The sequence below is a fragment of the Tunturiibacter gelidiferens genome, from assembly GCF_014201335.1.
Taxonomy (GTDB): Bacteria; Acidobacteriota; Terriglobia; order Terriglobales; family Acidobacteriaceae; genus Edaphobacter; species Edaphobacter lichenicola_E.
Map to the genome: position 1 here is coordinate 200,942 of NZ_JACHEB010000009.1, position 25,938 is coordinate 226,879.

20 protein-coding genes are annotated in these 25,938 nt (G+C 58.1%); 15 read left to right on the forward strand and 5 right to left on the reverse strand.

Annotated features, from left to right (window positions below; genetic code table 11):
* Positions 1-44 precede the first annotated feature (44 nt).
* The 8 genes from HDF14_RS18345 (at position 45) to HDF14_RS18380 (ending at position 11,035) form a co-directional block, all read left to right on the forward strand.
* On the forward strand, positions 45-4,577 hold the full coding sequence (locus tag HDF14_RS18345; RefSeq protein ID WP_183979511.1) for a glutamate synthase-related protein: 4,533 nt from the start codon (positions 45-47) through the stop codon (positions 4,575-4,577).
* Between the two features lie 202 nt (positions 4,578-4,779).
* Complete coding sequence (locus tag HDF14_RS18350) at positions 4,780-5,433, forward strand: TetR/AcrR family transcriptional regulator (protein ID WP_183979513.1); 654 nt, start codon at positions 4,780-4,782, stop codon at positions 5,431-5,433.
* Between the two features lie 100 nt (positions 5,434-5,533).
* Positions 5,534-7,324, forward strand: a complete 1,791-nt coding sequence (locus tag HDF14_RS18355; RefSeq protein WP_183979515.1) for an AMP-dependent synthetase/ligase — start codon at positions 5,534-5,536, stop codon at positions 7,322-7,324.
* Positions 7,293-8,153, forward strand: coding sequence for an HAD family acid phosphatase (locus HDF14_RS18360; RefSeq protein WP_260698373.1), 861 nt, complete (start codon positions 7,293-7,295; stop codon positions 8,151-8,153). The genes HDF14_RS18355 and HDF14_RS18360 overlap by 32 nt, the downstream gene beginning before the upstream one ends.
* A 21-nt stretch (positions 8,154-8,174) precedes the next feature.
* Complete coding sequence (locus HDF14_RS18365; RefSeq protein WP_260698374.1) at positions 8,175-9,206, forward strand: MBL fold metallo-hydrolase; 1,032 nt, start codon at positions 8,175-8,177, stop codon at positions 9,204-9,206.
* Positions 9,207-9,416: 210 nt separating this feature from the next.
* Positions 9,417-10,457: a 6-phosphofructokinase gene (locus tag HDF14_RS18370; RefSeq protein ID WP_183979517.1), complete on the forward strand. Its 1,041-nt coding sequence runs from the start codon at positions 9,417-9,419 to the stop codon at positions 10,455-10,457.
* A gap of 114 nt (positions 10,458-10,571) precedes the next feature.
* A complete protein-coding gene (locus tag HDF14_RS18375; protein WP_183979519.1) occupies positions 10,572-10,826 on the forward strand; it encodes a helix-turn-helix domain-containing protein in 255 nt (84 codons plus the stop codon).
* Between the two features lie 5 nt (positions 10,827-10,831).
* Positions 10,832-11,035: a hypothetical protein gene (locus HDF14_RS18380; protein WP_183979521.1), complete on the forward strand. Its 204-nt coding sequence runs from the start codon at positions 10,832-10,834 to the stop codon at positions 11,033-11,035.
* A 64-nt stretch (positions 11,036-11,099) separates the two neighbouring features.
* Here the strand turns inward: HDF14_RS18380 and HDF14_RS18385 are convergent, their stop codons facing one another.
* The gene (locus HDF14_RS18385; protein ID WP_183979523.1) at positions 11,100-11,975 is read right to left on the reverse strand and encodes a metallophosphoesterase; all 876 of its coding nucleotides are present in this window, start codon (positions 11,973-11,975) and stop codon (positions 11,100-11,102) included.
* Positions 11,976-12,062: 87 nt separating this feature from the next.
* Between HDF14_RS18385 and HDF14_RS18390 the strand changes: the two genes are divergently transcribed.
* From HDF14_RS18390 to HDF14_RS18420, 7 genes are all read left to right on the forward strand, one after another.
* Positions 12,063-13,136 carry a M24 family metallopeptidase gene (locus HDF14_RS18390; RefSeq protein ID WP_260698375.1) on the forward strand — a complete coding sequence of 358 codons (1,074 nt, stop codon included), beginning with the start codon at positions 12,063-12,065 and terminating at the stop codon, positions 13,134-13,136.
* A 41-nt stretch (positions 13,137-13,177) separates the two neighbouring features.
* On the forward strand, positions 13,178-13,684 hold the full coding sequence (accB, locus tag HDF14_RS18395) for an acetyl-CoA carboxylase biotin carboxyl carrier protein (RefSeq protein ID WP_183979674.1): 507 nt from the start codon (positions 13,178-13,180) through the stop codon (positions 13,682-13,684).
* A 50-nt stretch (positions 13,685-13,734) separates the two neighbouring features.
* Complete coding sequence (gene accC, locus HDF14_RS18400; protein ID WP_183979528.1) at positions 13,735-15,090, forward strand: acetyl-CoA carboxylase biotin carboxylase subunit; 1,356 nt, start codon at positions 13,735-13,737, stop codon at positions 15,088-15,090.
* Between the two features lie 14 nt (positions 15,091-15,104).
* Complete coding sequence (locus HDF14_RS18405) at positions 15,105-15,620, forward strand: hypothetical protein (RefSeq protein WP_183979530.1); 516 nt, start codon at positions 15,105-15,107, stop codon at positions 15,618-15,620.
* A 2-nt stretch (positions 15,621-15,622) separates the two neighbouring features.
* Positions 15,623-16,264, forward strand: coding sequence for a thiamine phosphate synthase (thiE, locus tag HDF14_RS18410; protein WP_183979532.1), 642 nt, complete (start codon positions 15,623-15,625; stop codon positions 16,262-16,264).
* A 104-nt stretch (positions 16,265-16,368) separates the two neighbouring features.
* The gene (locus HDF14_RS18415) at positions 16,369-17,880 is read left to right on the forward strand and encodes an APC family permease (protein WP_183979676.1); all 1,512 of its coding nucleotides are present in this window, start codon (positions 16,369-16,371) and stop codon (positions 17,878-17,880) included.
* A 33-nt stretch (positions 17,881-17,913) separates the two neighbouring features.
* Positions 17,914-19,443, forward strand: coding sequence for an amino acid permease (locus HDF14_RS18420; protein ID WP_183979533.1), 1,530 nt, complete (start codon positions 17,914-17,916; stop codon positions 19,441-19,443).
* Between the two features lie 421 nt (positions 19,444-19,864).
* Here HDF14_RS18420 and HDF14_RS18425 read toward each other — a convergent pair whose 3' ends face one another.
* The 4 genes from HDF14_RS18425 to HDF14_RS18440 all read right to left on the reverse strand — a co-directional run bounded on the left by HDF14_RS18425 (position 19,865) and on the right by HDF14_RS18440 (position 25,917).
* Positions 19,865-20,749: a hypothetical protein gene (locus HDF14_RS18425; RefSeq protein ID WP_221304763.1), complete on the reverse strand. Its 885-nt coding sequence runs from the start codon at positions 20,747-20,749 to the stop codon at positions 19,865-19,867.
* A 189-nt stretch (positions 20,750-20,938) separates the two neighbouring features.
* Positions 20,939-23,563: a hypothetical protein gene (locus tag HDF14_RS18430; RefSeq protein ID WP_183979537.1), complete on the reverse strand. Its 2,625-nt coding sequence runs from the start codon at positions 23,561-23,563 to the stop codon at positions 20,939-20,941.
* A 71-nt stretch (positions 23,564-23,634) separates the two neighbouring features.
* Positions 23,635-24,393 (reverse strand): ABC transporter ATP-binding protein, encoded by a 759-nt coding sequence (locus HDF14_RS18435; RefSeq protein WP_313899621.1) that lies wholly within the window; start codon positions 24,391-24,393, stop codon positions 23,635-23,637.
* A gap of 123 nt (positions 24,394-24,516) precedes the next feature.
* A complete protein-coding gene (locus tag HDF14_RS18440; protein ID WP_183979539.1) occupies positions 24,517-25,917 on the reverse strand; it encodes an efflux RND transporter periplasmic adaptor subunit in 1,401 nt (466 codons plus the stop codon).
* Positions 25,918-25,938: the final 21 nt, after the last annotated feature.

Genomic DNA, 25,938 nt, shown 5'->3' on the forward strand with positions numbered 1-25,938 from the left:
GTTGCAGCCGGCTCTTTTGTGCCGGGTGCGACGTATAGTGAAGCATGGAACGGTCCCTGGCAGTTCGTTTGAACCCAACTCGCCGAGATGCGGGTGTGTCTTTGGCAATTTCGCCGTCGCTGATTGACGAGCGTTTTGACCATGATTCGTGTGGTGTGGGTTTTGTTGCCTCGGTCGATGCTTCGCCTTCGCACTTGATTTTGAAGCAAGCGCTGACGGCGCTGAGCCGGCTGGCCCATCGTGGGGCGACGGCTGCTGATGGCAAGAGCAGCGATGGTGTTGGCGTGATGACTGCGATTCCGCGGTCGCTGCTAGTGAAAGCTGCGAGTCTTTCAATCGGAGACACTCAACTGCTGGGTGTGGGGATGCTTTTGATCCCCGTGGAGGAGACCCGTGCTGAGGATGTTCTTCAGCGTTGTCTGCTGTCGCATGATTTTGAGATTTTGTGTTGGCGCGATGTTCCGGTGAATACGGAGTTTCTGGGACGGATGGCGTTGGAGACGATGCCGAAGATTCGGCAGGTGTTGATTGTCGACTCGGCGGAAGCAGAGCCCGAGACGATGGAGCGACGGCTGTATCTTGCGCGGAAGCAGTTTGAGAGGGCGCACGAACGGGGAGATGTGACGGGGTACGTGTGCTCGTTGTCGGCGCAGACGATTGTTTATAAGGCAATGTGTACGGGGAGTTTCCTGCGTGATTTTTACCCGGACCTGGCTTCGGAGGATTACGTTACGCCGTTCGCGGTGTTTCATCAGCGGTATGCGACGAACACGCTGCCTACCTGGCATCGCGCGCAGCCAGGACGGAAGCTGGGGCATAACGGTGAGATCAATACGGTGTGGGGAAACCGCGCGAGGATGGACGCTCGCGATTCAACCCTGCCGGTAGAGTGTAAGCCGGTTTTGACGAAGGATGGGACGGACTCGACGAGTCTGGATGAGGCCGTGGAGTTGCTGTCGCAGAACGGGAGGACGCTGGCTGAGGCGATTCGCATGCTGCTGCCGCCTGCGACTGATGGCCATCATGAATCTTCGTTCCTGCGATACCACACGGATTGCGCAGAGCCGTGGGATGGTCCGGCTGCGCTTGCGTTCAGCGATGGACGTGTTGTCGGTGCGGCGTTGGATCGGAATGGACTGCGGCCTTGTCGATTTGCGATTACGAGCAAAGGGCTTGTGGTTGCAGGGTCGGAGGCGGGATTGGTGGATCTCGATCCGGAGGAGGTGACCCATAGCGGGCGGCTGGGGCCGGGGCAGATGCTGGTGGTTGATTTAGAGAACCACAAAGTTTACGAGGATGAGGAGCTGCTGCAGCTGTTTGATGCGGGGGCGACGTACGCGAAGCTGGTTGAGGATACGCCGCTCGTGGCAGTGGGAGCGCCGGCTGTTGATTCGGCTGCTTTGAACGCGGCACAGAGGGGATTTGGTTACACACGGGAAGATGTGAAGATGATCCTGCAGCCGATGGCGGTTGAAGGGAAGGACGCTGTCTGGTCGATGGGCGACGATACACCGCTGGCTTTTCTTGCGCGGTCTCCGCGGCCTGTTTACGCGTACTTTCGACAACGGTTTGCGCAGGTGACGAATCCGGCGATCGATCCGCTGCGCGAGGCGTGTGTTGTGTCGCTGCATACGCGGCTTGGACCGTGGCCTCACATGCTGGATAAGAATGCGCCGTTGCCTGGACTATCGCTGCCTTCTCCGTTTCTTTCGTTGGGGCATGTGGAAGCATTGCGGAAGGGTGACTATCCGCATAGGCCGGAGCTGAAGCTGGCTGAGTTACAAGCGGTATTTGGTGTCGAGAAGACGCTGACGCAGGGGCTCGATGATGTCTGCATGCAGGCGATCAAGCTGGTGCGCGAGGGAGCGCGGATTCTGTTGCTTTCTGATCGGAGTGCGAGTGCCGAGAAGCTGCCAATTCCGATGGCGATGGCTACAGGAGCGGTGCATCAGGCACTCGTGTCTGCTGGACTGAGGACGCTTGCGGGGCTGGCTGTGGAGGCGGGAGATTGCAGAGATATTCATCACGCTGCGGTGTTGATTGGATATGGAGCGGGAGCAGTGTGCCCGTGGCTCGCTCTCGAAACCGGAATGAGTTTGGCGCCTGCTGGTACTGATCCGGCAGATGCTGAGCGGAAGATGATGAAGTCGCTTGATGCGGGTCTGGCGAAGGTGATGTCGAAGATGGGGATTTCGGTGGTGGATAGCTATCGGGGGGCGCATCTGTTCGACATTCTTGGCCTGCACTCGAGTGTGGTGGCGCGATGTTTCTTTGGGACGCCGGCTCCGCTTTCGGGGATTGGATTCGCCGAGGTAGAACGGCAGTTGCGACAGACTTGGACGCCGAGTGAGGCTACTGCTTCAGCTTCGACGGATTTGCCGGATTATGGATGGGTTCGATTCCGGAAGGCGGATGTTTCGGAGCCGCATGCGTGGCAGCCGCCGACGGTGAAGGCGCTGCAGTCCGTCGTGGGGAGTGCGCGAAATGTGCCACAGCCTACCGATCCTGCGGGTGCGTTTGCGATCTATACGCGGGACGTCATTGCGCGTGATCCCGCTGTGTTGCGGGATCTGCTGGAGATTCGTCCGGCAGGACCTGAACTCGCATTGAATGACGTGGAGACGCCGGCTAATCTGTGCAAGCGATTTGTGGCGAGTGCGATGTCGTTGGGATCGCTGAGCCCGGAGGCTCATCAGACGATTACGGCTGCGATGAATATGTTGGGTGGCCGGTCGAATACTGGGGAGGGCGGCGAGGACTCGGCAGTGTATCGGCTGCATCCTGCGGGCGCAGACAAGGTTGATTCGGATGGGGGATTGAGCCTTGCGGCTCGGTCTGGCGGAGGTGTTGCTGTCGCGGAGGCTGCGGTTGAAGCGCCTGCGGTGCATGTGTCGTTGAATAACAAGATCAAGCAGATTGCGTCGGGAAGGTTTGGCGTGACGGCGGAGTACCTGGCGCATGCTGAGGAGATCGAAATCAAGGTGGCACAGGGCGCAAAGCCTGGCGAGGGTGGACAGTTGCCGGGGCATAAGGTAAGCGGGCTAATTGCTCGCTTGCGGCATGCGCAGCCTGGGGTGTCGTTGATCTCGCCGCCTCCGCATCACGATATTTACTCGATTGAGGACTTGGCGCAGTTGATCTACGACCTGAAGCGAGTAAATCCGCGGGCTGCGATTGGGGTCAAGCTGGTGTCTGGTTGCGGCGTCGGCACCGTGGCTGCCGGTGTGGCAAAGGCGTATGCGGATTACATTGTGATCGCAGGAAACACTGGTGGGACGGGGGCGGCCGCGCTGTCGAGTATCAAGTATGCCGGGAATCCGTGGGAGCTTGGACTCGCCGAGGCGCAGCAGGTTCTGATGCAGAATGGAATGCGCGGTCGTGTGAGGTTGCGAACCGATGGTGGACTTGCTACCGCACGTGACATCTTGATCGCGGCGCTCCTGGGCGCGGATGAGTATGCGTTTGGGACGGCGGTGTTGGTGGTGCTTGGCTGCGACATGGCACGCCAGTGTCACCTGAACACTTGTCCTACGGGAATCGCCACGCAGAAGCCGGAGTTGCGTGCGAAGTTCCGCGGCAAACCGGAGCATGTGGTGCGGTTCTTCGAACAGCTTTCGGCGGATCTGCAGCATTTGCTAGCTCGGTACGGATTGCCTTCGATTGAGGCGGCTATTGGACGGTCCGATTTGTTGGAGCAGGTCAGGTTCGATGGGAATCTGGATCTGCAGCCTATGTTGGCGAGAATCTCGGATGGGCCGAGCCGGTTTATGGGCGTGCGGAATAATCAGCCGATGTCGGGGCCGCCGCTCGATGAGGCTTGGATTGCGCCTGCGATGGCGGCGATCGATGCGGGGAAGGCGTTTGTTGTTGATTCGAAGATCGCCAACTGTGACCGGGCCGTTGGTTCGCGGCTCGCGGGAGAGCTTGCGCTTCGTCGTGCGCAGGGTGAGCTTGTTGCGGATGTCACGTTCAATCTGACCGGAACGGCTGGGCAGTCGTTTGGCGCGTTCACGGTGGATGGGATGAAGCTGGTGCTCGATGGACAGGCGAACGATTTCGTCGGGAAGGGATTGTCGGGTGGCGAGCTTGTGATCAAAGCGCGCGGGCTTGCGGCGAAGGATAGCGGAAGGCACGTTATTCTCGGTAACGTGGCTTTGTATGGCGCGACCGCTGGAAAGCTGTTTGCGGCAGGTCGGGCTGGAGAGCGGTTCGCGGTTCGGAACTCCGGTGCAGTTGCTGTGGTTGAAGGCGTTGGAGACCATGGATGCGAGTACATGACGGGTGGAGTCGTTGCGATTCTCGGCCGTGTTGGGATGAACTTTGGCGCTGGGATGACAGGCGGTCTTGCGTGGGTTCTGGACGCAGACGGATCCTTCGTGTCGGGGCTGAGGTATCATCCTGAATTTATTGAGGCCGAGTCATTTACCTCTATCGACGATGATTCGCAGGCGAGTCTGAAGGCTTTGATTGAGGAGCACGTAAAGGAGTCGGGCAGCGGGCTTGGACAGGCGATGCTGGCTGACTGGGCGAATAAGTCAGCACGGTTTGTTCGATTGACTCCGCGACCGCAGGCGTAAGCCTGCGCGCCCATCGATGGTCATAGCGACTCAAAGATGGCGTGTTTCTGGCACTGACGTGGGCAGATATGCTGTTTTGCTCATGGGCGCCGGATAGACAAACAGGAATTGCATAAAGATTCATTGACCAAGAATGAACCGCAATTCATTCTTGGCAAAGTCGCTTTGATTCATTAGAGTGGCGGCACCGGAGATTTCCGGTTTGAGGCTTGGACTGAAACGATTAGCGAAGAAGACGAGGCCTGAGTCTATTAAGGCAGATGCGCCCGCAACGGGGCCTGGAAGCGAAAAGTACCAACGCATTCTGGATGCAGCGGTGGAGGTTATCGCGGAGCATGGTTATTTCAGCTCGCCAGTGAGTGCGATTGCGAAGCGGGCCGGGGTGGCGGACGGAACGATCTATCTCTACTTCAAAAGTAAAGATGATGTGCTGCGGACGGCGATCGATTCGACCTTCGATAAATTTCACCGGCAGGTGGAGGAGGAGTTCAAGACTCTGCATGGTCCGCGTGAACAGTTGGAATATATCGCACAGGTTCATCTTGAGAGCCATGCGGTGAATCGCAGCATGGCTGTGTTGATGCAGACCGAGGTGCGACAGAGCGCGAAGTTTATCGCGGAGTTTTCTCATCATCATCTGGTGAAATACATCCAGGTGGTGCGCGAGGTTGTGCGGAGGGGGCAGCAGGAGGGAATCTTTCGCCGCGATGTCTCCGATGGCGTGGTGGCGCACTGCATGTTCGGAGCAATTGACGAGTTGCTGAGCTCAGCGGTGTTTACCGGGCGGGTTTATGATTCGAAGGCGACGGCTGCCCAAGTGATGGATGTGCTGCTGAGTGGGATTCAGGCGAGATGATTTGTGGGGAGAAGACAGCGAACAGTCCGTTCGATTGTGCGACTCATGGACATTATGAAAGCAAGCAGCAGCGACTGCGGGTCGGATTTAGGGAGAGACGATGTTTGATTTTGTGACTTTGAGTGATGTTCTGGATCGGGCTACGGGGCGTGGAAGTACGGCAGTAATGATGGGGCAGGAGGCGGATGGGACTTGGAAGCCGATTAGTTCTGATGAGCTTTATGGTCGGGTGCGGGCACTGGCGGATGTGTTTCGCGGATGGGGAGTGGGGAAGGGCGATCGAGTAGCGATTCTCTCGGAGAACCGGTGGGAATGGCCGGTAACGGACTTCGCGACGATGGCGATTGGAGCGGTGGATGTGCCGCTTTATCCGACGCTGACGCCGGAGCAGATTGGGTATATGTTGCGGGACTCCGGGGCGAAGGTGGCGGTGCTGTCGTCGCGGGAGCAGTATGACAAGCTGGCGGCTGCGGGGGACGTGCCGGAGCTTGAGCATGTGGTGGTGATGGATGCGGGCGAGTTTGCGAATGCAGAGAGTTTCGGCGCGTTGATGGGCGGTGCGAAGGCAAGGCAGCAGAAGGATGTTGGGTTTGATGGGATGCTCAAGACAGTGAAGCCGGAGGATCTGGCAACGATTATCTACACGTCGGGCACGACGGGTGAGCCGAAGGGCGTGATGCTGACGCATGGGAACCTGACAAGCAATGTGAACTTCTCGACGGGGAAGATGGGATTTTCGGAGAAGGATAGCTGCATCTCATTTTTGCCACTGTCGCATGTGACAGCACGGCACACGGACTACGCGCTGCTGTGTTATGGGGTGAGGCTGGCTTATTGCGCGAAGTTTGATCAGTTGGCGGCGGCAATGAAGGTGGTGAGGCCGACAGTATTTCTGGCGGTGCCGCGCGTGTATGAAAAGATTCGTCAGGCGGTGGAGGGGAAGTCGGCGGCGTCGCCGGCGAAGCTGAAGATTCTCCGCTGGGCGCTGGGTGTCGGGAAGAAGCATCGGGCAGAGATACTGGTGGGCAAGACGCCGAGTTCGCCTGGTTGGAAGATTGCGAACAAGCTGGTGTATTCGAAGATTCGCGAGGCGTTCGGCGGGCGAGCGGAGGTGTTTATCTCGGGAGGCGCGCCGCTAGGGATGGATTCAGCGGGGTGGTTTGCGGATGTGGGGATTCGGATCTTTGAGGGGTATGGGTTGACGGAGACTTCGCCGGTGATCGCGGTGAACTATCCGGAGGCTCATCGGATCGGGACCGTTGGCAAGGCGCTAGGGAATGTGCAGTGCAGATTTGCTGAGGATGGGGAGCTTGAGGTGAAGGGGCCTTCGGTGTTCCTCGGGTACTGGAAGAAAGAGAAGGAGACCGCTGAGGTCTTCACTGCGGATGGGTGGTTCAAGACCGGGGATATAGGGAATATCGATAAGGACGGGTATCTGTCGATTACGGATCGCAAGAAGGAGCTGCTGAAGACCAGTGGAGGAAAGTTGATTGCTCCGCAGCCGATTGAAAATAAGCTAAAGGCGAATGTTCTGGTGGCTCATGCAGCTCTGGTGGGTGATAAACACAAGTTTGCATGTGTGTTGATCTCTCCGAACTTTGCTGCACTTGAAGGATGGGCAAAGGGGCAGGGGATTGCTGCGGGAGACCACGCGGCTCTAGTAAAGGATGCGAAGGTGGTGAGGGCCTATCAGGACATCGTAGATAAGGTGAACATGGGGCTTGCGAACTTTGAGAGCATGAAGCGAATGAGTCTCGTTCCGGAGGAGTGGAGTGTGGAGGAAGGGACGCTTACGCCGAGCTTAAAGCTTAAGCGCCGGGTAGTGGAGAAGAAGTATGCGAAGGAGATCGGAGACTTCTATGCGGATGAGGCAACTGCATCGAAAGTGTGATCTGGGCTTGTTGAGCGTGAAGGTTTTGCGAGTGTTGTGTGTGGCGGCGTTGGCATGTGAGGTTTGTCTCGCGCAGGTGGGGCCGCCAGCGTGTGCGGCTCCGGCGGGGAAACAAGTTGCGAGTTTGCGACCGCGGGTGGGGCCACGTCCGACTGTGGCTGCAGCGGTGGCTACGGCTGAGATTGCCGCGTCTGATCCGACCGTGGTGGTGGCGGCGGAGCCGATGGAGAACTTTGGCGTGGCACGGTACCGGCTGGAGGACTACGCTGACTGTGTGGGGACGGGTGGATGCTATTGGGCGGATTTGGATGCGCAGGCGAAGAGAGCAGAGGCTGAGCTGAGGCAGTTGATTGCTACCCGGAAGGCAGACGAGAAGCTGGCGCTGGTACTGGATATTGACGAGACTTCGCTGACGAACTATTGCGAGATGAAGCGAGAGGATTATGGTTTCATCTCTGTGCCATTCAATGAGTGGGCCGTTTCGTCAGCGGCGGATATGGCGATACCAGGGACGCTGCGTCTGTTCAATGAGGCTAGGGCAGAGGGAGTAGAGGTTTTCTTTATTACGGGTCGGCCGGGAGAACAAAAAGCTGCTACGGCGAGGAATCTGGAGGCCGCAGGGTATAAGGGATGGAAGGGGCTTGCTCTGCGAGAAGGGGCTGAGAAGACGATGGCAACGGTCGAGTATAAGAGCGAGGAGCGGAAGAAGGTCGTGGATGCGGGGTATCGAATTGTTATGAATGTTGGGGACCAATGGAGTGACTTGAATGGTGAGCCCAGGGCGGAGATTAGCGTTAAACTGCCGAATCCCTTTTATTATTTGCCTTAAGGGTTTGGAGAGGGGCTTGAATTGGGGACTTTAGTATCGAGCGATAGGACGATGTTGCGGCGAGCCAGTAAGGTGGGGCGGAAATTTTCCAATCCAGTGCCTACGGTGATCGGTGGGTTGGGTACGATCTTCAAGCTGCTGCCGCACTATTTGACGAATAAGGCAGAGACGGCGCCGCCACGGCTGTTGGGGCCCTTCAGCACGGATGTTTCGATTTATGCAAAGGCTCCAGAGAGCGGACTGAGAGTGACCTGGATGGGACACTCGTCGCTGTTGGTGGAGATCGATGGGGTGCGGTTGCTGATCGATCCGATGTGGGACGAGCGGGCATCACCGACGCGGTGGGCTGGGCCAAAACGCTTTTTTGCTCCGACGATGCGACTGGAGGATCTGCCGCCTGTGGACGTGGTGCTGGTGTCGCACGATCACTATGACCACTTGGGAGAGGCCTCGATTCGAGGGCTTGCGGGGCTCGAGTCGATGCGCAGCGCGAAGTGGGTGACCTCGTTGGGAGTGGGCAAGGTGTTGCAACAGTTTGGCGTTGAGGCGGCACGGATCACGGAGATAGATTGGACGGAGAGTTTGACTATCGGCGGGTTGGAGATTACGGCTGTGCCTACTCGGCATTTTTCCGGGAGAAGTCTGTTCAATCGATTTCAGACACTGTGGTCGGCATTTGTGTTGAAGGGACCAAAGCATACGGTTTACTTTGGGGCAGACTCGGGTTGGTGGGAGGGTTTTGCGGAGATCGGCGCTACCTATGGACCGTTTGATTTGACGATGCTGGAGATCGGAGCGTTCGATGCGCTGTGGGATGGGATACACCTTGGGCCGGATGGCGCCGCGCGGGCGTTCGAGGCACTTGGTGGTAGAGGGTTGATGATGCCGATTCATTGGGGACTGTTCGACCTGGCCCTGCATGCGTGGCGACAGCCGATTACAAAGATTGTGGAATTGGCCGACGAAAGAGGGACTAAACTGTGGGCTCCGGAGCCGGGACGGCCGACTGACGTAGTGGGTGGAGTTGAGGTGCGGTCGGACTGGTGGCGATGACGTTGCGATGCTTGACACAGATTCTTCACAACGAACTCCTCAGGCTTTTGCTTCGTACGCGCATCATTGCTATTTCGTTTTGATTGAAAGCCGATCTTCAACTCGTCTTCGATCTTGACGGTGCCACACCGTCACTGAACAGTTGAATGCCGAAGGTGATGATTTGAAGAGAGCAGAGTATGATTTCGCTGATGTCAAAAGGAGAGATTAATGAGGATTGGAATGTTGACCGGTGGTGGGGATTGTCCTGGGTTGAATGCGGTGATTCGAGCTGCAGTGCGTAAAGGGATCTTGCATCATGGGGACGAGTTTGTCGGGTTTATGGAGGGATGGCGTGGTGTGCTCGATGATGTGACGATGCCGCTCACGCTCGAGACAACGTCAGGGATTCTGCATCGTGGTGGGACCATTCTGCGGTCTTCGAGAACGAATGTGAAGAAGATCCCCGGTGGATTTGAGAAGTGCGTTGAGGTATTGGGAAAGCACAAGCTGGATGCGTTGATCGCTCTGGGTGGAGACGATACACAGTCGATCAGTCTCGCGTTGAGCGAGAAGGGTGTGAAGTGCGTTGGCGTGCCGAAGACCATCGATAACGATTTGAACGGGACAGATGTCTGTTTCGGGTTCGATACGGCGGTGAGTATTGCGACGGAGGCGGTGGATCGGTTGCACTCGACCGCGGAGGCACATAACCGGGTGATCGTGTGCGAGGTGATGGGTCGAGATGCGGGATGGATTGCCATCACGGCAGGCATCGCCGGGGGTGCGGATGTGATTCTCGTGCCTGAGGTGCCGATCGATATCGAAGAGGTTTGCCGGTTGGTGAAGTATCGGCGTGAACATGGCAAGAAGTTTTCGATTGTGGTCGCGGCCGAGGGGGCGCAATTTCCGGAGTCTGGACAGGCGACTCACGGAACGGCAGTCGATTCGTTCGGGCATGCTCGTCTGAGTGGGATTGGTCAGGCGTTGGCGGAGGAGATTGAAAAGCGGACCGGGTATGAGACGCGGAGTGTGAATCTTGGCCACACGCAGCGGGGAGGAACTCCTTCAGCCTATGACAGGATGCTGGCTACGCGGTATGGCGTTGCGGCGATCGACCTGGTGCATGCGGGTAAGTTTGGCCGGCTGGTGGTGCTGAAGGGAACCACGATCACGGATATTCCGCTGGCAGAGGCAATCGCCAAGAACAGGACGGTCGGGGAGGACTTACTCGCGGTAATGAAGGGGTTACAGCCGTTAGCTTCCAGTTAACGAAAGGCGATTTTTGTTGTGCCGGTCGACAAAAGGGGGTACAAAGAGGATGCCGGGTGTTGCTCTACACTCGGCATCCATTCTGCACTGCTTTAGGTCGAACGGAGACTTGTGATGGCTGTGTCAGTACAGGCAACGGTGCGTGAGGTCATGGATATCAGGCAGGCCTCGGAGTATCTGGGCATCAGTGGGGACACGTTGTACCGATATGCTTCGGAGGGATTCATTCCGGCGTTCAAGTTGGGGAACCGATGGCGGTTCAAGAAGACGCTGCTGGATGCGTGGATGGATGAGAAGTCGGGTGTAAAGCCGCCTGCTCCGATCGCAGTGATGCCCAAGCAGAGAAAACCGGTTGCACGGGCGCGGTAAACGGGTTGACTACACTGCTGGCACTGCAACTTAATGGGTACATTGTCCTGTTTGGAGCCGTTGCTGTTGCGGCGTTCTGGTTCGCGATCAAGCTTTTCTGGTCGGTAGCCAGGAAACCGTGGTACAGCGTGGTGGGGCGGCTGGTGGGTGCGCTGGTCTTGCTTGGGTTGGGAGTGGTAATGATTTTCTTTACTGCCTTCGGGAGTTGAGTGGCAGTGATTGCCGGCGCGTTCCGCGAAGGTTGCGCGGCCACTATTCGGTGGGCCGATAGGGCTAGGCCGATTGTAGGGTGATGACCGTAATTTCGGGGGGACAGTTGAGGCGCAAAGGGAGCCCCACGGTGCCGATACCGCGGTTGACGTAGAGCTGCATTCGATTGAAGCGGTAGTGCCCTTCAGGATATTTTTCCCCGAGTGGAGGTAGGATGAGCGGGCCAAGAAAGGGCAGACGAATCTGGCCGCCGTGGGAGTGGCCGGAGAGCATGAGATCAACGAGGTGGCCGCGGGGGTGGGCCATGACGGTGTCGGCGTAGTCGGGCTCGTGCGCCATGAGGATTACTGGACCGTCCGGTTTCGTGGGGAGGGCGAGATCGAGGTCGGGAGTGCTCTGGCCGGGATCATCGACGCCGCAGAGCCAGAGACGATCCCCGTTGCGCTCAATGGGAAGGTACCGGTTGACGAGAACTGGTGTGCCGCGGCTGGAGAGCGCCTCGACCACCATAGGAGCGTCGACGGCTACGTCATGGTTGCCGAGGATGCCGAAGCGTAGAGGCGCGGTGAGTGTGGCGATAATCTCGGCGCATCGGTGCGCAGCGTATTTTCCGGCTATGAAGGTGATAGAACCGTGAGTGACGAAATCGCCGGTAAGGAGCACGAGGTCGGGATTCAGGGTGTTGACCTTGCTGATGATCCGCTCGAGGAAGAAGGGTTCAGTGTACTCGTCGAGATGGATGTCGCTGAGCTGAACGATTCGGTAGCCGTTGAAGGCGGCGGGGAGATTCGTGATGGCGATGGGTCGGTGGACGATGTCCACTTCGTGGCGAGCGATCTCCCCAGAGTAAAGGGCCAAAGCTGCGGCAGTAGTTCCGGAGCCGATGAGAAAGTTGCGTCGAGTAAAGCGCGACGGCTGAACGGATTGAGAGCCGGGCATACTTCATGATACCGGGTGAAGAGGGGATAGGCCAAAGGCGGTTGGCGACCAGAGACTTGGGTAGAATCAAAGGTGATGAATTTCAGCTTGAGAAAGAGAAGAGCCAGCGCTGCAGCGAAGGCAGTTGGCGTCGATGGGATGTTGATCACGCATCTGCCGGATGTTCGTTACCTGTGCGGCTTTACAGGCTCGAACGCGGTGCTGGTATTGATGGGTGGGCGAGCGACACTGTTTACCGACGGGCGATACACAATACAGGCGCGTGCAGAGGCAACTGGAACTAAGGTCGTAATTACTAGGAAGGGAGCGGTGATTGCGGCATGTGAGTGGATGGAGGCCGGTGGGATGAAGCGCTGTGGGTTTGATTCGGCGCATACGACGGTGGCGTCTCTGGAGACCATGCGGAAGGCAGTGTCAGCGAAGGTGCGGCGGGGAATGTTTGTGGCGGTAGGGTCGATTGTGGCCGGACTGCGAGAGGTGAAAGACGCTGACGAGATAAATCTGATACGGACCGCTGCTTTGGTCGGGTGCGATTTGTTTGATGGAATGCTGACGTATCTGGAGGCGGGACTGACTGAAACTGAGGTCGCGGCGACGCTGGAATATGCGGCGAGGCTCGCGGGTGCCGAGGGAATGTCGTTCGATACGATCGTTGCGAGTGGAGAGCGATCTGCCTTGCCGCACGGGCGAGCCACGCGGGCGAAACTACCGAAGCAAGGGTTCGTGACATTGGACTTCGGTGTTATTCTCGACGGATATTGCAGCGATATGACTCGTACTGTTCACCTGGGCAAGGCATCGCCGGATGAACGAGACGTGTATGATTCTGTGCTGGAAGCGCAGGAGGCTGCAGTCGCCGCTGTGGCCCCGGGAGTGACTGCCGGAGAGGTGGATGAGGCGGCCCGGAGCGTTTTGCGGAGGGTGAAGCTGGATAAATACTTCAGCCATTCTACCGGGCACGGTGTTGGGTTGGAGATTCACGAAGGACCGAGGCTTGCAGCGAAGCAAACGCAGGTGTTACAGCAGGGAATGGTGATTACAATCGAACCCGGCGTTTATATGCCGGGACGGTTTGGGTTGCGCATTGAAGATATGGTTTTGGTGACGGCCAATGGCGGGGAGGTCTTGACGCCGAGCGTGAAGGCCTGGGTTGAGCTCTAAAAAAACGAGATGGTGCCGCAAGAGGCACGGGAAGAGACATGATGGACGGAAATAAGTTGAATGAGCTGCGCGAACTGGTCGAGTTTCTGAAGGCGAATGAGATCGCTGAGTTCGATATGGAGCAGGACGACTTGAAGGTGCGGATTAAATTTGCCGGTGAGCCTGCGGCTGCTCCCGCTGGCGGATTCGATATGGCGCAGTTGAGTCGGTTGATGGCCTCTGTGCCTGCAGCTGCTTCAGCGCCAGTTGCTGCGGCCGCTCCCGCGACGCCGACAGCTGCTGCTCCTGCTGCAGAAGCGGAAGAGAAGCTGCATGAGGTCAAGTCACCGATTGTGGGAACGTTCTACGAGTCTCCATCTCCCGGCGCGCCGGCGTTTGTGAAAGTGGGGGACCAGGTTGAGGTCGGGCAGGTGCTCTGCATTGTCGAGGCCATGAAGCTGATGAACGAGATTGAGTCCGATGTGGCCGGTGAAGTCGTGAAGCGAATTGCATCGAGTGGACAGCCGGTGGAGTATGGACAGCCGCTGTTTGCCATCAAGGCGCGGTAAGAGACTGTAGCGATTCATCAGCAAAGTTCGATGGAAGGCATCTGGAGTTTATGTTTCGTAAGGTATTGATTGCCAATCGTGGGGAGATTGCATTGCGCGTAATCAGCGCTTGCAAAGAGATGGGTATCCGCACGGTTGCGGTGTATAGCGAGGCGGATCGGAATTCGCTGCATGTGCGGTTTGCTGACGAGGCGATCTGCATTGGGCCTCCGCGTTCTGCAGATAGTTATCTAAATGTGCCGGCGGTGATCTCGGCGGCCGAGATTGCCGACGTTGATGCGATTCATCCCGGGTATGGGCTCCTGAGCGAGAATGCAAACTTCGCTGAGGTGTGCCGGGCTTCAAATATCAAGTTCATTGGCCCTCCGCCAGAAGTAACCCGGATGATGGGCGAGAAGTCTACGGCGCGGCAGACAATGAAAAAGGCGAAGGTGCCGATTCTACCGGGTTCAGACGGAGTGATCGCGGACGAAAATGAGGCACTGGAGTGGGCCAGGAGCGTTGGATACCCAGTGATTCTGAAGGCTGTCGCCGGCGGAGGCGGTCGTGGGATGCGTATCTGTCGGAATAAAGAAGAACTGCCGGGGATGTACCAGCAGGCCTCGACCGAAGCGGCGAATGCGTTCGGCAACGGCGATATGTACATGGAGAAGTTCATCGAGCGGCCCCGGCATATCGAGTTTCAGGTGCTGGCGGATGAGCATGGCAATGTGATGAGCCTCGGCGAGCGGGAGTGTTCGATCCAGAGGCGCCATCAGAAGCTGATTGAAGAAGCGCCAAGTCTGATGGTGACTCCGAAGTTGCGCGAAGAGCTAGGTAAGACGATCAAGCGCGCTCTGGAGAATATCGGGTATTGGAACGCTGGGACGATTGAGTTTTTGATGGATGAGGATGGCAAGATTTACTTCATCGAGATGAATACACGGATCCAGGTGGAGCATTGTGTCACCGAGATGGTTACAGGAATTGATTTGGTCAAAGCACAGCTGCGAATCGCGTCGGGAGAGAAGCTGACCTCGATCATCACGAGACCGGTAGAGATTCGTGGTCACGCAATCGAGTGCCGGATCAATGCGGAACATCCTGAGAAGTTCACGCCGAGCGCGGGGAAGATTACAGCGTTCAATTTGCCGGGGGGCAATGGGGTTCGGGTAGATACGGCGCAGTATGCTGAGGGTTTTGTGCCACCGTATTATGATTCGTTGATCGCGAAGCTGATATGTCATGGGGCTGATCGCGAAGAGGCAATGAACAAGATGCAGCGGGCGCTGAGCCAGTTTGTGGTGCAGGGGATTCATACGACGATTCCGCTGCACGAGAAGATCTTCGCGGACAAAGAGTTTCGCTCAGGCCAGTTCGATACGAAGTTTATGGAACGATTCTTCGAACGGCAGAAGGACAGCTAGTCGGTGGAAGGGACGTGGAGAGTTTGAAACAGCTCATGGCGTTCATGCTGGCAGGTTCCATTAGCTTGGGTGCGCAGACGATAGCTCCTCCCGCTGCGCCAGATCCACTCGCTCCGATTGCGTGGATGGCGGGCGGCGTGTGGCGTGGGGTGGTTAAAGGGGCAGATGGCAAGACCACCAAGATCGAAACGCATGTTGAACCAATTCTGAACGGTAAGGCGTTAAGCTTTAGCAGTAGCTTCAACGGCGTAATGCAGTATCAGGGGTTCTTCGCATACGACGCTGCCAAGAAAGCTATTTTGTTTTCGTACCCGAGCGCAGATGGTGGTCTAGCAAATGGCACGGTCGAGAGCAGGGGCGGCTCGTTGCTTTGGGACTTTCAGATGACCGACTCAAACGGAAGTGTGGGTCATTACCAGGTCCATACGATTCAGAACGGAGCTGACGACTATACGTGGTCGCTATTCGCTTCGCAAAAGGATGCGTGGGTGAAGCTGTTCGAAATTCACTATCACCGCACGCAGTCTTAGCTATGGGCCAAGTGCGGGGTTCTCTTCCTGGGTTCTACGCCATCATCGACTCCGGCGTGTTGATGAAACGAGGCGTCGACCTGAGCGATTTTGCTCGTGCAATCCGCGACGCGGGTGTGCAGTTGATTCAATATCGTGACAAAGAAGCTGCTCCACAGACGATTCTCCGCACCGCAGAGATTATTCGTGACATCTTCGCAGGGAGCGGGTGCTCGCTGATAATGAACGATCGTGCAGATCTGGCGGTGATTGCTGGGTGGGATGGAGTTCACGTTGGGCAAGGGGATCTATTGCCGGAGGATGCACGCAGGGTTGTAGGACCGGCGCGTTGGGTTGGGGTGTCGACGCATACTGAAGAGCAGGTTCGGGTGGCAGAGGCGAGTTGTGCCGATTATGTTGCAGTGGGGCCGGTGTTCACTACCGGGACGAAGCGTGACGCGGAGCCGGTGATCGGATTGGCAGGTGTAGCGCTGGCGCGGGCGCTGACGAAGAAGCCGCTGGTTGCGATTGGTGGAGTTACCAGGGCAAATGCACGAAGTGTGCTCGAGGCTGGAGCGGATTCGGTTGCAGTGATCGGCGCGTTGATTGACGACGGGAGATCAGTCGAAAAAGTGGCGAGAGACTTTCTCGATGTTTTACGGTAGAACAGACGAACGTGAATCTTGTGAAAAAAACTGAACTGGACGAACCACTATTGCAGCCGGTGGGTCGCGAAGGAACGTCATCGGCTCCTCAATTTGTGCAGGGGATGGGATTGTTTTCGGCGACCGCGATCGTGATGGGCTCGATGATCGGGTCTGGCATCTTCATCGTTTCGGCGGATATGTCGCGTGGATTAGGGTCGCCGGCGCTACTGATTGTGGCGTGGCTGGTGACAGCGGCGATGACGATTATCGGTGCGCTGAGCTATGGAGAGCTGGCGGCGATGATGCCGAAGGCCGGAGGACAGTATGTTTATCTGCGCGAGGCGCTTGGACCGCTGTGGGGTTTTCTTTATGGGTGGACGTTGTTCCTGGTTATTCAGACAGGGACCATTGCCGCGGTGGGGGTTGCGTTCGGGAAATTTCTTGGTGTTTTCTTTCCGAGTGTGAGTGCACAGAACTGGATCGTCCATATTGGGCATGTTCCCGCGTGGCACGTGGGTCCGATGGTGCTGGGCAACATGGATATCGGGCTGAATACGGCGAACCTCTCAGCGATTGTGGTCATTACGTTACTGACGCTGCTTAACACGTTTGGTGTGAAGATGGGCGCGGCAGTGCAGAACGTCTTCACCTCTGCGAAGGTGCTGGCGCTGGCGGCGGTGGTCCTGGTCGGCGTATTCGCGAAAAATTCGGTTGCTGTTGCTGCGAACTTTGGTGCGGGATGGCACAACTTCTGGGCAGGTGCGGAGTGGCACACGGTCCATGCGGTACAGGTAGGGGTGGGTGGACCAACTGCTTATGTGGGCTTGTTGACGATGGTCGCGGTGGTGCAGGTGGGATCGCTGTTCAGCTCGGACGCTTGGAACAACGTCACGTTCACGGCGGGGGAGATTAGAAATCCTAAGCGGAATCTGCCGTTGTCGCTGGCGATTGGCACAGCCGTTGTGTTGCTGCTGTATGTGCTGTGCAACTTCGTCTACCTGAGTGTGCTGCCGATGATGGGTGATCCTGCGGCTACGACGATTGCTGGGCGTGGGATTCAGTTTGCGTCGGAAGATAGGGTTGCGACCGCGGTGATGGAGCGGGCCTTTGCCGGATATGGCGCGAAGCTGATGGCTGCGGCAATTCTGGTCTCGACGTTTGGATGCGTGAATGGGATGTTGTTGGCTGGTGCGCGAGTGTATTACGCGATGAGCCGCGATGGATTGTTTTTCAAATCAGTCGGCAGGTTGAGTGAGAGGTCTAAGACACCGGTGAACTCGCTATGGGTGCAGTGGGCGTGGACGTGCCTGCTGTGTCTATCGGGGAGTTATGGGCAGTTACTGGACTATGTGATCTTTGCCGTGCTGGTCTTCTATGTGATGACGATTGCGGGCTTGTTTGTGCTTCGGCGAACACGGCCAAATGTGGTGCGACCCTATAAGGCGTTTGGATATCCGGTACTGCCGGCGCTCTACATCGTGATGGCAGTGTGGATTTGTGCAGTACTATTGCGTTACAAACCTCAATATACGTGGCCAGGTCTTGTGCTCGTTCTGCTGGGGATACCTGTTTATCTGGTATGGACTCGGATGCAACGGTCTCAGCCGATTGAGATGACGGCAAACGAAGAGTAGTGAAAGTTTCAGGAAAGTAGAGAACTGGAATCAATGGCGAAGTTGCTGGCAATCAAACCTCTCTCGCGTCTGCTGCAGGAGGCGGAGAATGAGGGCGAAAGCGGACTCAAACGTACCCTGGGCCCACTGAATCTGATCACGCTCGGAATCGGGGCGATCATTGGCGCGGGAATATTTGTTCTGACCGGGCAGGCTGCTGCGAAACACGCGGGGCCGGCGGTGATGCTTAGCTTCGTCGTAGCTGGTATTACCTGCGCTTTTGCCGGGCTCTGCTATGCAGAGTTTGCTTCGCTGATCCCTATCGCTGGTTCCGCTTATACCTATGGATATGCCACGCTGGGCGAGTTTGTGGCCTGGATCATTGGCTGGGATCTGGTGCTTGAGTATGCGTTCGGCGCGGCGACGGTGGCTTCGGGGTGGAGCGGATACTTTGTCGGGTTGTTGCAGGACTTCCATATCCATATTCCTCCTCAACTGACGACTACTCCGGGAAATGTGCTTTATCTGTATCACGATCGCTGGCAGGCGCTGACGGCGCTTCCGGCTGGAATCAATGCTTCGGCGCTGCCGCATGTTACCGGCGTATTTAACCTTGTGGCGTTTCTGATCATCACGGTGATCACGACGATTCTGATCATCGGAATTCAGGAATCGGCGAATCTGAATACCGCGATTGTGATCGTGAAGCTGGGTGTTGTCGGAGTCTTCCTGGTGCTGGGGATCGGGTACATCCTGAAGCATCCTGCGGAGGCCCATGCGAACTGGACTCCTTTCATTCCGCCGAGCGAGGGGCCGGGGGCCTTTGGGATCGGGGGGATCACGGCTGGTGCTGCTTCGATCTTCTTTGCGTATATCGGCTTCGACGCGGTGTCGACGGCGGCGCAGGAGGCGAAGAATCCGAAGCGCGATATGCCGATCGGCATCCTGGGGTCGCTGGTGATCTGCACGCTGCTGTACATCGTGGTGTCGGGCGTACTGACCGGGTTGGTGAACTACAAGGCTTTGAATGTTGGCGATCCGGTTGCCGTCGGCATCGATGTGACGGGCGTCCGGTGGGGCAGCATTCTGGTGAAGATTGGTGCTGTGTTCGGTCTGTCTACGGTGATGCTGGTGATGTTGCTGGGGCAGTCGCGAGTGTTTTACTCGATGTCGCGGGACGGTCTGCTGTGGAAGTGGGCGGGGGTGATCCATCCCCGGTTCCGTACGCCGTGGATCTCGAATATGGTGGTGGGCGCGATCGTCGCGTTTATGCCGGCTCTGCTGCCGATCAGCAGGCTGAGTGAGCTGGTCAACATGGGAACGCTGCTGGCGTTTGCGATTGTCTGCGCGGGAGTCTGGATTCTGCGCAGGCGAAATCCGACTCTGCATCGGCCGTTCAAGACACCGTTGGTTCCGCTGGTGCCGTTCCTGGGTATTGTCAGTGCGCTTTACCTGGTGTGGACTTTGCCGACGCTGACCAAGGTGGTGGTGTTGGGTTGGCTCGCGTTTGGGCTGGTGATTTACTTCACGTACAGCGTCAAACACAGCAAGGTGCAGCAGGCATTGAGGGCTGAGGGCAAGTAGGGAATAGGGACCCCCCCTATTGCCCGCGTATAAGTTGTTTATAGTCATACATTTACGCTTCGTGGCTCCTTGTAAATTCGTCTAAATAAATGGGTTACGGCCAAATTCGTCCAAACAAAAGGGTTATGAATGTTAATTAGAAAAGCCCCGGGTGGCCCGGGGCTTTTTCTTGTGCTCTGTAATTAGTATAGCGGGTTGGGTGGAACTCATACGCCACGTGGATGTTATTGTGGGGATTGGGTTTGGGTGGTTTTGGGGCTTGACAGGATTTATGTGGCATGAGGCTTCGGTCGAGATGACGATTTTTGGTTTGGAAGGAAGAGGCAGTGGCAAGGACAACCGCAGATCCCCTTCGGGGATGACAACAAGAAAAAAAGGCACGACGGATTGCCTTGCACGGCTGCCCTTCAGCAACTTTTGCCTATGAAGTGCCCGTCGGTTGGAGCCTTCGTGTCTTGTCCCAGCGGAGCACTCGCAGCGCACGGAGCGTGTTCCATCTGCTTGGCTGACCTACCGATTCGCTGAATGGGAGGGCTAGCGCTTCGTCGTGCGCGTCGTCGAGGAGCCAGCGACCATTGGTCTGCCGCTTGGTTTCGACGAGGTGCATAGCATCTGCGACGCGCCCGTCGGGTGGAAGGCCGGTGTCTCCGAAGTAGTCGAGCGCACGGAGAACGTCGTAGTGGTAGCGGGTTGGGAATGCGAATTTCAGGAATGCCGGATGGGCGACGTCGCCGGTCGAAAGACGACGATAGAGAGCACGCTTGAGCAGGTACTCCTCGCCTCGGCGCCTGGCTGCGGCGATCTCCGGCGCGGAGCCGACGGCACGCTCGTACTCGAGCAGTCCCTCCAGCACGCAGATGGTGGTATGGAACGATGAACGTGTGCTCTCGGGGGCTTCGCAGTTCCAGCCGCCGTCATCGAGCTGCTCGCTGACGAGACGGCGTGCGAGGCTCTCTGTCGGTCGTCCAAAGTAGGCGCCGAGAGCGAGGATGCCGCCGTTGATGCACGGTTCCACCTCTCCTTCGAAGAACGTCTTGAACGGCTTGTCGCGGAACTCCTCAACCCATTGGTAGCCCGCCTCGAGACGAGCTATCGCCGACTCGACGGCGGGGTCGCTATGGTCGACGCCGGTCGCGCGTAGAAGGAGCATCGTGAACAGAGTCGGCAGCCAGTCAGGGGCATCGACTCGGTGCCATGAGCCGTCGGAGCCCTGGCAGGCGAGAATTTCGGCGCCGACCCCTTCCCGTGCGACGCGGGCGCGCTCCGCGGCGATCGCCGCGGGGGAGGCGTCTGTTAGATCGCGCATTGCCTGCCAGCTTATTGCAGGGTCCGAATCGAGCAGCCAGTCGATGGTGTCCACGCGGACATATTACGTGTTTTTACAGCTGCGACCGCCGCTTTGCGTGGACGACTTCAGGCGTTTACTTTCGACAGAACTGTCTTCCCACTCACCGGCGGTCTAGGCGGTCATCTCGATGCCCAAAGACAAATTAGTTCACTGATTTTTGGGGAGGCTTTTGGGTACAGCTGCTGTGGTGGCGGGGGTCGTCACTCCGGCTGAGGACTGGGGCAGGATGGGCAGAGTGACTGTGTTGGTGGCGGTGGGGTCGTCGCGTAGGCGGAGGAAGAAGCCGGCTCTTGCTGGACGGGGGAGCGTCAGGGTGGTGCCGACGAAGCCCTCAGGGACCGTGGTGGGGCTGGTGAAGGCCGGATCAGTTGAGATGGAGTCTACGAGGTAGAGGCTTGAGCCGGTGATGGTGCAAGGCAGACTTGTTTCTGGGGGGCAGCGCAGATCCTTGAAGGTCGGCAGGCGAACGAGGGTGACGAGGGGGATCCAGTCGCCTGTGGTTCCGTCGGGGGCGACAGGACGGAGCCGGAGTGGGCCGAAGGCGGAGGTTCCGAAGTCTTTGATCGGATCGAGAGTAGCGAGGAGGGTGTGGGGGTTCTGGAGAACTAGATTGCCGGCAGAGACGCTGAGCGTGGTGCGCAGGCTGTCGTCGGCGTTTGATATCTCAATCTTGCCGGTGCGGGGAAATGGCGCAACGGATTTGAGTGAGAAGGTGAGTTGCTCGTCGGAGGGTAGGTCGTCGTCACCGGCTAGATGGATGGGGGTCGGGGTAGCCTGGCCTATGTTTTTACTGATGAGTGTGACGGCGGGACGGGGGGGTGCAACGGTGACGGGAAGGGTGAGGGTGCGACCGTCATTGAGTGAGAAGCGGGCTGTCAGATGCTCGCCGACCTTGAGTTTTGGCGCTTGACTGTTTGGGGGAAGAGTGAGGCGGAGTTGAGTGTCGGAGTTTGATGGAGCGGGTATGGGGGTTGCGGTGTCCTGGTTGGATGGGATATTGACCGGAGCGGGAGTGAAGACAAGCTTGTCGATGGTGAGTTGCTGGACCTGATCGAGGCTGGTGCCGGTGAGATCGGCGGTGGTGTCGCCAGCGTGAAGTTCGAGTGCGGTGAGGCGGGCGGGTTCGGAGTAGGTTTTGGCTGCGACGGTGTCGGCTTTGTCGTCGCCGAACTGCTTGATCGCGAGGTGGAGGGAGCCGGGGTCAATGGATTTGAGAGAGACGGTGACATCGACCGCAGCGGGTCTGTCGGCAGGCTTCCACCTGGCTTCGACGAGTTTGCCTGCGCTGGTGTCGAGAGAGACGGTGTCGAGGCAGGCGGTGCCGGTGGAGCTGAGCATGAGGTGGTTTTCACGGCCCGCGATGAGGACGTCATCGTCGGCGAGCTTCCAGTCTTTGCCTGGCGTGTCCTGGAGCTGAAGGGTGGGACCTTTGAAGGCGTCGAAGCCCCAGAAGCCGGTGATGGTGCCGGTGATGGTGTTTGTGCCTGGATGCGGTGCTGTTGCTGCGGGCTTGGATTCGGGGGCTGGGCCGGGGTTCGTGTTTGGTTTCGTGTCAGAGTCTGCAGCCGGGTCTGGGCTTGGGTCGATGGGTAGAGGCTTACGGGCGGGAAGGTGAGCGAGGACGAGGCCGCCTTGATAGGCGTCTGGAGTGACGGGAATATCGGAACCGCCGTTGGGGCCGTCGATGTGGAGGACGAGATCGTGCGCCAGAGCCGTTGCGTAGACCAGAGGTGCGCCTTCGACGGGAAGGACGACGGCGGGTTTTAGCAGGCAGGAGATGGCATCGGGATTGGTTGAGCGCAGAGGCGGGGGGACTGCGGCCTGAATCGCGGGGAGACCTATGACGATGACGGATTTGGGATTGTTGAAGGAGGGCGGGGTGTTGAGGCGGAGGTTGAGGGCGTCGCCGTCCGGGAAGGCGATGGCCGGGATGTACTGGTATTTGGCGGTGTGGAGGGTGCTGGTGATGCGGATGAGGTCGACGATGGCGCCGACGTAGGGGCTGTAGTTTCCGCCGCCGGCAAGCCTGGTGTAGCTGGCCTGGTTGATGAGGTCGGAGTTGGAGCCGTCGTTGAGTGCGTCGGCGACGGACTGGCCGTGGCCGTCGTCGAGGAGGCTCTGATTTCCAGCCTGAGTGAGGCAGGTGGATTGAGTGTCGACGGGGCGTTTGAAGCAGTCGCCGTTGGGCTTGAGGTTGAGGGTTCGGGAGAGGAGGTCGGAGTGCTCGGCGAGTGCTTTGGAGTCTTCGGGTGGGACGCGACGGATGGCGGCGAGGTAGGTCTCGATACGGGCCTGCTCGAAGCCGGATTCGAGCAGGTCTTGTGAGGCGCGAACGAAGATGCCGGGGCGTCCGCGGACGGCAGAGCGGAGGGTGCTGAAGTCGCCGCCCGTTTCAGGTGCGAGGAAGAGGATGACCTGCTGGGCCTCGGCGGGGACGGTGATGGTGACGCCCTCTTCGCGAACTTTTTTGTTCCAGGTCTGGATCTCGGAGAACCAGTTGTCGGGGGGCGGGTTGGTGGTGCCGCGCAGGAAGGCGCAGACGAGGAGGTAGTGAACGGATTGCGTGGGGGGCAGTTCGGCGCGGAGCCAGATTTTGTCGCCTGGCTGGAGATTGGGAACCTGGGCGATGGGCAGGGTTTTGCCTGCGCGTGTGACGTGAACATCGACCTTGGGGCCTGCGAGATCAAAGCGCGCGGCGTCGGCGGCGTGGAGCAGGGGGCTACCCAGGAGGGCGGCAGCGAGAGTTCCAGCGAGGCGCAAACGGCGAAACACTTTTGCCATCATTCCATTTTAGACGGAACGGGATGGGTTCGGATGTTGCTTAGAACGTTGAATGTTTGCTGCTACTTGCGGATGCGTGAGGAGAGATGATCGCCTGCGACGACACCGTCGCGAATCGTGATGATCCGGTGGGCGTACTCGGCGATGTCGGGCTCGTGCGTGACGAGGACAATGGTGTTGCCGTTTGAGTGGAGCTCATCGAAGAGGGCCATGATCTCGTCACCGGTCTTGGAGTCGAGATTGCCGGTGGGTTCGTCGGCGAGGATGATGGAGGGCTTGTTGACGAGCGCTCGGGCTATGGCGACGCGCTGACGTTGGCCGCCGGAGAGCTCGTTGGGCTTGTGCATCATGCGGCTGCCGAGGCCGACGGATTCAAGAACGCTCTTTGCTCGCTCGGTGCGAGCGGCCGCGGGTGTGCCGTTATAGATGAGGGGCAACTCTACGTTGTGAAGCGAGGTGGCGCGGGCGAGGAGGTTGAAGGTCTGGAAGACGAAGCCGATTTCCTTGTTGCGAATGCGGGCGAGCTCGTCGTCGTTTAGCTCGGAGACGTCGTGGCCGTTGAGCCAGTAGCGGCCCTGGGATGGGGAGTCGAGGCAACCGATGAGATTCATCAAGGTTGATTTGCCTGAGCCTGAAGGACCCATGATGGCTACGTACTCATTGTGGCGGATGCGGAGATTGACACCGCGGAGGGCATGCACCTGCTGATCGCCCATCTCGTAGGTCTTCCAGAGATTGTCGGTGACGATGACGTCTCCCGGCGTTGGGCCATGTGCGTTGCTGGTGCTGAGGTTGGATTCGACTGCAGTTTCGATAGCCATCCGGTTCTCCGTGCTCTGTGATTCAGGATAGTACGTTTGGGGTGGTGGGATGGTTCCGCGGTATTGAGTCAGTCACTCCGAGAATAACAATTTTAAGGCTTTTCTTCGTGCTTCGATTTTTTCTTACGATTTGTCGGCGTCGGTGGATGCCTCCACGCTGTTGTCTATTTTGACTGCAGTTCCGCTCTTAAGGGTGCGCAGGATTCGATAGCGGCCGGTAACAATTTCGTCGCCGTCTTTGAGGCCACTGAGGACTTCGATGTCAGTGGCTCCTGTAACTCCGGTGGTGATAGGAACGAAGTTGGCGCGAGTCTTTTTGTGGTCGGTCTGGAGCACGTAGACTCCCTGGACTGGTTGGGGCTTGTGTGCGGGAGTGCTGGAAGTCGATGCGGAGACTACGCTTGCCTTGCCTGCGTTCGCTGCGAGTGCTTTTTCGACGGCAGGGTCCCGCTGAACCAGAGCCTGGATGGGTATGATGAGCGCGTTTGGCTTGTGGGCGGTTGTGATCTTTGCCGTTGCCGAGAGACCGGGCCGTAGTTCGTCAGTTACTTGATCGAGGGTGACGACGACTTTGAAGTCCTTCGCCTCCTCGGTGCCCGTGGTGCTCTGGCTGGTGGCGACTCCTGTCGTGCGCAGGAGAGCCTGATCGCCGACCTCGGTGACGTGGCCTTTGAAAACACGGCCGGGCAGAGCGTCGACCGTGACGTCGGCGGTCTGGTTGAGAGAGATGTTGACGATGTCTGTCTCGTCGACCTTGACTTCGGCAGTGATGACGGACATGTCGGCAAGGGTCATGAGTGTGGACCCCTGGGCATTCTGAATGCCGAGGACGACGGTCTCGCCTTCGCGGACGGGAACGTTGGTGACGAGGCCATTGAAGGGAGCGCGGCTTACGGTCTTATCGAGGGCATCGAAGTTTGCGCGCTGGCTGGCGACTGCCTGATTCATGTGGCCGCGCTGGGAGTCCGTCTGAGCTGTCGCTTGTGCAAGTGCTGCCTGTCGCTGGGCCAAAGTTGCGACCGCCATATCGAATGCGGCTTTCTTGGCGTCGTAGTCCTGCTTGGCGATCAGCTTTTCGTTGTAGAGGGACTCAGCACGTCCATAGTCGAGTTTTTTCTGTTCGAGGTCGGCCTTCCCCTGGGCGATGTTGGCCTCGGCGGTTTTCTCTGCAGCGACATAGCTGGTGATATCGGTCTGGGAGGAGGCGATCGTGGCTCGCTGGGCTTCGACAGTGGCCTGGGGTTGAACGCTCTCGACGGTAGCGAGGGTAGCGCCGGACTTCACATGATCGCCCTCTTTCACGTAGAGGTGGGTGATGCGTCCAAAGGCTGTGGCGCCGATGTTAACGTAGGTCTTCGGCTTGATCTGGCCGGTACCGTTGACGACGGCGATCAAATCCTGGTGGACGGCTTTGCCAGTGGCCACTTTGGTGACGCTGGCCTGTCCGTGAAGGATCGTACCCACGACAATGCCTGCCAGAACCAAGACAACAACCACGATCAGGATAATTTTCTTTATGCTCATTGCCGCTTTCTATTGCATCTC